Genomic DNA, 6,033 nt, shown 5'->3' on the forward strand with positions numbered 1-6,033 from the left:
ACGTAATATTAAACCTGTCGGAAGGATGCTGACACGGAACAGGAAACACCACGGACTTGGTGAACTTCAGGAAGAAGAAACGGTTATTCAGGATGAATAGTCGGGCATGGATTGCAAAATTGGACATTGAACGGAATCAATAGTGACTAGGATGGTTGCTACTAAGGACGGGAAATGGACACCTCTGGACGAGGCAAGGATTTGAACATCAGGATGATGTCAGGGACACCGCTCAGGGAACAAGTGATGAGAGCTAACGAGGATAGTTAGCAGACCAGGATAAGGTCATTAAGGACACCGCTAGGAAGGCGACGTAAGGATTAAGCTGACGGATTCAGCACACTATCATGGATTAGATGCATGGAGCACTCTTAGTAGCTGGATTGCTGCGAGTAAGACTATAACCCCGATGGGCGCAAGCCCTCGGGGTTTTTCTTTGCCTAAAGTTTTTCTTAGTAGATCTGCTGAAAACAGGCATTCACCCACAACGCCCACCTTTCACTTCAAACGGCATCGTTAAGTCGCGCTTTTGTACTCCATTTATCATTCCATTTTTTACTGCGTTAGCGACACCAAAACTGCACAAACAAAAAGAGCCGCCGAAGCAGCTCTTAAGTTGATGATACCAATCACAGTAAATAAGTGATCAGAAATAGCGTAGGGAAAATGCTTGAGAACAAGGCGCAATTTTTCGATAAGTAGTTATTCTACAATCAAAAATTGCAACGCAGTTATCGAGTATTTTAACAAGCTAGAATGACCAGTTATTTACTACGATTGGTATGAGTTTTGGTCAAGCCTTACAGTTTCTCTAGTCGTGCGTAAGCAGTTACCAACCATTTGATGCCTTCACCGTTAAAGGCAATCTGTACACGGCTTTGTGGACCACTGCCTTCGAAGTTGATGATGGTGCCTTCACCAAACTTTGGATGCATCACACGAGAACCTAGCGTAAAGCCGGTTTCATTAAAGCTCTCTTTCACAACAGTTTGGCTAAATCGACCACTGCTTGAAGGACGGCTAACTTGCGCCTTCATTCGTACTTCATCTAAACAAGTTTCTGGCAGTTCACGGATAAAGCGAGACGGTTTATGGTATTTATCCTGACCGTACAAACGACGCATTTCAGCATAAGTGATGTACAGTTTCTGCATCGCACGGGTCATGCCTACGTAACACAGACGGCGTTCTTCTTCTAAGCGCCCTGCTTCTTCTGCCGACATTTGGCTTGGGAACATGCCTTCTTCCACACCGACCATAAACACCAATGGAAACTCTAGACCTTTCGCACTGTGTAATGTCATGAGCTGAACCGCATCTTCAAATTCGTCCGCTTGTCCTTCGCCCGCTTCTAGTGCTGCGTGGGTTAGGAATGCCGTCAGCAGTGACATGTCTTCGGCTTCTTCTGGTTTCTCGAATTGGCGAGTTGCGGTCACCAATTCCTCCAAGTTCTCAATACGTGCCTTAGACTTTTCGCCCTTCTCTTGCTCGTACATCGCGAACAAGCCCGAGTATTTAATCACATGGTCAGTTTGGTGATGCAGCGGCATCTCTAAGGTGTCGTCTTCTAGCGCGGTGACAAGCTCGATAAAACGGCTCAGAGCACCAGCAGCGCGACCAGCAAGAACCTTCTCGTCCAACATTGCCACACTCGCTTCCCACATGGTGCAACCACGATCACGAGCCGCAAAACGGATGGTTTCAAGCGTCTTATCGCCCAAACCACGCGTTGGCGTATTCACCACACGTTCAAACGCCGCATCATCGTTACGGTTGGCAATCAGACGCATGTAGCTCAAGGCATCTTTGATTTCCTGACGTTCGAAGAATCGCATGCCGCCATAGATACGATAAGGCAGACCGGCTTGAATTAACGCTTCTTCCAGAACACGCGACTGGGCGTTGTTACGGTAAAGCATCGCAGCGTCATTCAGAGCACCGCCCTTGTCTTGCCACTCTTTGATTTTGTTCACCGCAAAACGGGCTTCATCTAATTCGTTGTAAGCGCTGTAAACCGAGATAGGCTCACCGACCACGCCATCCGTCCACAACTCTTTACCCATACGCTCGGTGTTATTCGCAATCAGGGTGTTAGATGCTTCCAGAATGGTCTTAGTGGAACGGTAGTTTTGCTCAAGACGAATGGTATTCACGCTTGGGAATTCGAGCGTAAACTTCTCAATGTTCTCGACTTTTGCACCACGCCAACCATAAATCGACTGGTCGTCATCACCTACGATCATCACGTGACACTCAGGACCCGCCATCATACGTAGCCAAGCATATTGAATGTTGTTGGTATCTTGGAACTCATCCACCAAGATGTGCTTAAAGCGTGCTTGGTAGTGTTCACGAACGAACTTGTTATCACGCAGTAGCTCATGTGCGCGCAGCAAGATCTCCGCAAAATCGACTAAACCAGCACGGTCACACGCCTCTTGGTAAGCGGTGTACAACTGTAGATATGTCTTGGTCACTGGATCATGGTACGCATCAATGTGCGACGGACGCAGACCTTCGTCTTTCTTACCGTTAATCCACCATGCCACTTGGCGTGCAGGCCATTGCTTCTCATCGAGGTTTTGCGCTTTGATCAAACGCTTTAGCAGACGCTGCTGGTCGTCACTGTCAATGATTTGGAAATCTTCCGGTAGCTTCGCATCAAGATAGTGTGCACGCAGAATACGGTGACAAATGCCGTGGAAAGTACCATTCCACATACCGCCTGCACTGCCCATCATTAGCTCTTCGATACGTCCACGCATCTCTGCCGCCGCCTTATTGGTAAAGGTTACCGACATAATTGAAAACGGAGAAGCTTGCTCGACCGACATCAGCCAAGCGATACGGTGAACAAGAACGCGTGTCTTACCACTTCCTGCGCCAGCAAGAACGAGCAAGTTTTCTAGAGGTGCTGCAACGGCTTCACGTTGTTTATCGTTCAAACCGTCGAGTAATAGAGATGGATCCATCATGATGAGAGCTACTGGTTATTTATACATAAAAACCGATTATAACCTAAACAACCGGGTGCTGTTTAGACAAAACTTGATAAAAAAATCGATGTTTTTTTGCCCAACACATCAATTAGTTATACCTATTTGACCCTGCAAACCCATTTACTTCAGAAATTTTTCTGAAAGTTTTTTAGCCAGTTTCCTATCTTTTAAGTTAAGCAAGTTGATAACAAAAACGCCAAAACAGGTGATTCATCTTGCCAACTTAAAGTAAAGGAAATCATTCAGAGGAATTTATTATGAAAAAGTCGAATCTAGCTGTTACTGCTGCTGTTACTGGTCTTCTAGCTCTTGGTGGCACAATGCTAACTGCAGCTCCAGCTGTCGCTGCTGAAAAAGAAAAGTGCTATGGCGTTTCTAAAGCAGGTAAAAACGACTGTGCAACAAAAAGCAGCTCATGCGCTGGTACTTCTAAAGAAGATAACCAAAAAGACGCATTCGTAGTCGTACCAAAAGGTCTTTGTGACAAACTCGCTGGCGGTAGCACTTCTTCTTCATAATCTTTTATCGCTAGCTATTGTGAGGATGCGTTGACGCTCAACCAACGCAAAGCCAAGACGCATCCTTCTCTTCCCGCACGATTTGAAAAGGAGTTTCACGTGAAACACCACACCTTCCACGACCTTGTTGGAGTTGGATTAAGAACCCCTCACCTCGATTACTTTAGCCAATCCCAGCCTGAGTTGTCTTGGTTAGAAATCCACAGTGAAAACTATTTCCAACCCAATGCAACAGAGCGCCATCAGCTACAAACGCTTCGCGAGCAATATCAAATTAGCTGCCACGGTATTGGTTTGTCGCTAGGTTCGGTGGAACGTGTTAGTCAAAAGCATCTTGCGCAACTTAAATCACTGATTGACTCAATCGACCCAATTCTTGTTTCTGACCATTTAAGTTGGAGTGAAAACGGCGGTCACTACTTTAATGACCTGCTTCCACTTCCGTATACGGAAGAAGCGCTCAACGTGTTCACTCGTAACGTGAATGAAGTGCAGAATTATTTGCAACGCGAGATCTTGATAGAGAACCCATCTAGTTATGTGAAGTTTCAACATTCGACCATCAGCGAATGGGAGTTTCTTACCGAAGTGCAAAAGCGCACTGACTGTCGTTTATTGCTCGACTTAAACAATGTTTATGTTTCGGCGTTCAACCACGGTTTTGATTGCGACACATACCTAGATGCGATTCCAGCCGACAAAGTGGATGAGATTCACTTGGCAGGTTTTACCATTAAACAACTCGACAAAGGTGAGATATGGATTGATACCCATAGCCGCCCGGTTAGCGATGAAGTTTGGCAGTTGTTTTCACAGTGGACAAAAAAACACGGTCCACGTCATACGTTGATTGAATGGGATTTGGATATCCCCGCGCCAGAAGTCTTATTAGGAGAAGCACAGAAAGCATCGCTACTGCTGTTGCAAGGCACACTTCCAAGTGAACAAAGCGAACCAAGGAAGGCATCATGAATCTAGCCACCTTACAAAGCCAGTTTGCTAAAGCCCTACACTATCAAGCACTCGGTGAAGATTGCGATATTGCCAGTGATACGTTTACCGCTGATGAACGCATGCAGATTTACCGCAATAACTTTATCGTCAGCTTAAGCGAGGTGTTATCCGCGACCTACCCGATGGTTGAAGCGCTGCTTGGTGAAGAATGCTTTGAACAGATAGCTCGCCAGCATGTTCTTTCTTACCCATTAAAAGAAGGAAATGTGGTGCATTATGGCGAAGGCTTTCAAGACACCATCATGCAGTTTAGTCAGGTGATCGCACAAGCACCTTACAGCCCTGAAGTCGCACGCTTCGAGTGGCATATCGACCTAGCTCGTCAAGTACAGTATGAACAATCCAATGCAGCGGAATTAAAACCGCTTGCGTTACTTGGCGAAGTGAGTGAAGAGCAACAACCCGCTTTAGTCTTACACCTTAAAAAGGGCTGCCGCAACTTTGACTCCAACTACGCAGTATTCGATCTATTTAGCGCGATTCAAACTGGGCAATTCGAACAACTTAATATCAACCAATTACAGCAAGGTGTCATCTCGATTCAAGCCAATGGAGAAGCCTTGTGTCACGCACTCGATGCCGATGTGTTCCAACTGCTGCAATGTTTAGAGCAGAAACAGAGTTTGAGCGAAATACCTGAAGTTTTACTCGCTCATCTCAATCGCATCATGGCACTCGATATCGTTGACGGCTTTACATTGCAATCAATCTAAGGAGCACTCTATGACGGATACGGTTAAAAACTTAGTGAATCGGTACGACGATTTAATCAGTACCTTACAAGCAGCCTTTGTCCCTTTACTACTTCTCTTTTGTCGCTTTTGGGTTGCTTGGGTGTTCTTCAATTCAGGACTAATCAAAATCTCATCTTGGGATAGCACGCTGTACTTATTTGAGCTGGAATACCAAGTGCCAATCTTGCCATGGGAATTGGCGGCTTATTTAGGTACGGCTGCGGAGTTGGTTCTACCGGTGTTCTTGGCACTGGGATTGATTACCCGCCCGATGGCAGCAATGCTGTTTGTGTTCAACATCATCGCAGTGATCTCTTACCCACTGTTGTGGGAGAAAGGTTTTTATGACCACCAACTTTGGGGATTGATGATTCTTATCGTAATCGTATGGGGGCCAGGACCGCTGTCTTTGGACCACATCCTGAAAAAGAAAATGACGAGCTAAAAAAATCCCCGCATCATGCGGGGATTTTTTATTATTTATTCAAGTAAGCCAGTAGCTCTTCTGCTGAGATACCTTGCTGAGCGAGGTCTTTTGCCATCTGCTCGACTTGTTCATCTTTGCGTGACTCAATCACTTGCTGAAATTGGTACACGATATCACGCAAAATTGGCAGAGGTACTTGTTTAGCCGCACTACGAATACGCTCGGAGCTTTGATTACCCAGCTCATTAAGCAACTTGCCAAACATCACCTTTTCTGGTGAATCTTCCATTTGCTCTAGAATACGAGCCATTTCATACGTGGTTAACGACATTACTTTTTGA

The 6,033-nt window shown here is 45.8% G+C and carries 6 protein-coding genes; 4 read left to right on the plus strand and 2 right to left on the minus strand.

What is annotated here, in order from left to right:
• Nucleotides 1-800 precede the first annotated feature (800 nt).
• Nucleotides 801-2,975: a DNA helicase II gene (gene uvrD / locus R7070_RS24250; RefSeq protein ID WP_005378778.1), complete on the minus strand. Its 2,175-nt coding sequence runs from the start codon at nt 2,973-2,975 to the stop codon at nt 801-803.
• A 281-nt stretch (nt 2,976-3,256) separates the two neighbouring features.
• On the opposite strand from uvrD, the gene R7070_RS24255 reads away from it, so the two are divergent.
• The 4 genes from R7070_RS24255 to R7070_RS24270 all read left to right on the plus strand — a co-directional run bounded on the left by R7070_RS24255 (nt 3,257) and on the right by R7070_RS24270 (nt 5,710).
• A complete protein-coding gene (locus tag R7070_RS24255; protein WP_005378779.1) occupies nt 3,257-3,517 on the plus strand; it encodes a DUF2282 domain-containing protein in 261 nt (86 codons plus the stop codon).
• 99 nt (nt 3,518-3,616) lie between these two features.
• Nucleotides 3,617-4,489: a DUF692 domain-containing protein gene (locus R7070_RS24260; protein ID WP_213883939.1), complete on the plus strand. Its 873-nt coding sequence runs from the start codon at nt 3,617-3,619 to the stop codon at nt 4,487-4,489.
• Nucleotides 4,486-5,244 carry a DNA-binding domain-containing protein gene (locus tag R7070_RS24265; protein ID WP_213870896.1) on the plus strand — a complete coding sequence of 253 codons (759 nt, stop codon included), beginning with the start codon at nt 4,486-4,488 and terminating at the stop codon, nt 5,242-5,244. The genes R7070_RS24260 and R7070_RS24265 overlap by 4 nt, the downstream gene beginning before the upstream one ends.
• A gap of 10 nt (nt 5,245-5,254) precedes the next feature.
• The gene (locus R7070_RS24270) at nt 5,255-5,710 is read left to right on the plus strand and encodes a DoxX family protein (protein ID WP_054575520.1); all 456 of its coding nucleotides are present in this window, start codon (nt 5,255-5,257) and stop codon (nt 5,708-5,710) included.
• A gap of 31 nt (nt 5,711-5,741) precedes the next feature.
• Here R7070_RS24270 and R7070_RS24275 read toward each other — a convergent pair whose 3' ends face one another.
• Nucleotides 5,742-6,023, minus strand: coding sequence for a hypothetical protein (locus tag R7070_RS24275; protein ID WP_005378786.1), 282 nt, complete (start codon nt 6,021-6,023; stop codon nt 5,742-5,744).
• Nucleotides 6,024-6,033: the final 10 nt, after the last annotated feature.

It is taken from the genome of Vibrio sp. 1557 (assembly GCF_033340175.1).
GTDB classification, from domain to species: Bacteria; Pseudomonadota; Gammaproteobacteria; order Enterobacterales; family Vibrionaceae; genus Vibrio; species Vibrio alginolyticus.